Annotated in this window: 2 protein-coding genes; both read left to right on the top strand. The window is 59.1% G+C overall.

Annotated features, from left to right (window positions below):
• Window positions 1-412: toprim domain-containing protein (locus AWB81_RS43770; RefSeq protein ID WP_200822660.1), on the top strand; the 412-nt coding region annotated here is incomplete at its 5' end.
• Window positions 413-513: 101 nt separating this feature from the next.
• Window positions 514-738, top strand: coding sequence for a hypothetical protein (locus AWB81_RS43765; RefSeq protein ID WP_061167942.1), 225 nt, complete (start codon window positions 514-516; stop codon window positions 736-738).
• Window positions 739-755 lie beyond the last annotated feature (17 nt).

The following is a 755-nucleotide window of genomic DNA, read 5'->3' as shown; positions in this document are numbered from 1 at the left end:
GCTCAACGGCGGCGCAGTCCGGCTGATGGATCCAGTCGATGGCGAAATCGGCGTCGCGGAAGGTCTCGAGACGGCGTATGCCGCGCACATGCTCTTCGGTGTGCCGGTCTGGTACTGCCTGAATCGAATCCTTCTCGCCGATTTCGTTGTACCAGACGGCCTCGGCATCCGCGTTGTCCATATCTTCGCGGACTTCGATGCGGTCGACCCACGTACCGGCAAATCGCCGGGCGTCGATGCGGCCTTGAAACTCGCGAAGCGGCTGCGAGCGGAAGGCTACACGGCTATGGTTCACCGGCCGAAAAAGCGGGAAACCGATTTTGCCGACGAGTGGTGCGCAACTCAGGTTGCGTGTCGCCGTGCAGTTAGAACGCTGGTGCGTCGCGAGCTACGCGAAGCACTGCGCGTCTGAAATCGCGGCCTTCTGCCGCTAACAGTAACTTTTTTGCCCGGTGGGGATTCGTCCCCTCCGGGGCCGCAATCCGCCCGAGCTTTTCCAATGGAGAAGAGGAAATGAGCTTCAGCATGATTGTTGGCCGGTATCAGATCGTGGCAACTTCCGGCGTTGAGAACGGCTCCGTGAGAGTAGGGAAGTCGGAGGCGGAAGCCTATGACGTCATCGACCGAAAGCGAGGCGGTCATGCCCGACTTGAAAAACAAGGCGTCACGCTGGACACTGCTTGGTTTTACTGCATTCGTCGACAGGCGAGCGCACAAGGGGTATCTCTGCTGCACTGAGTATCCCGTTAAAAAAA

The sequence above is a fragment of the Caballeronia arationis genome (assembly GCF_001544975.2).
Lineage (GTDB): Bacteria > Pseudomonadota > Gammaproteobacteria > Burkholderiales > Burkholderiaceae > Caballeronia > Caballeronia arationis.
The sequence above is the reverse complement of the archived record's forward strand: the minus strand, read 5'-3'. Positions and strand labels throughout refer to the sequence as shown.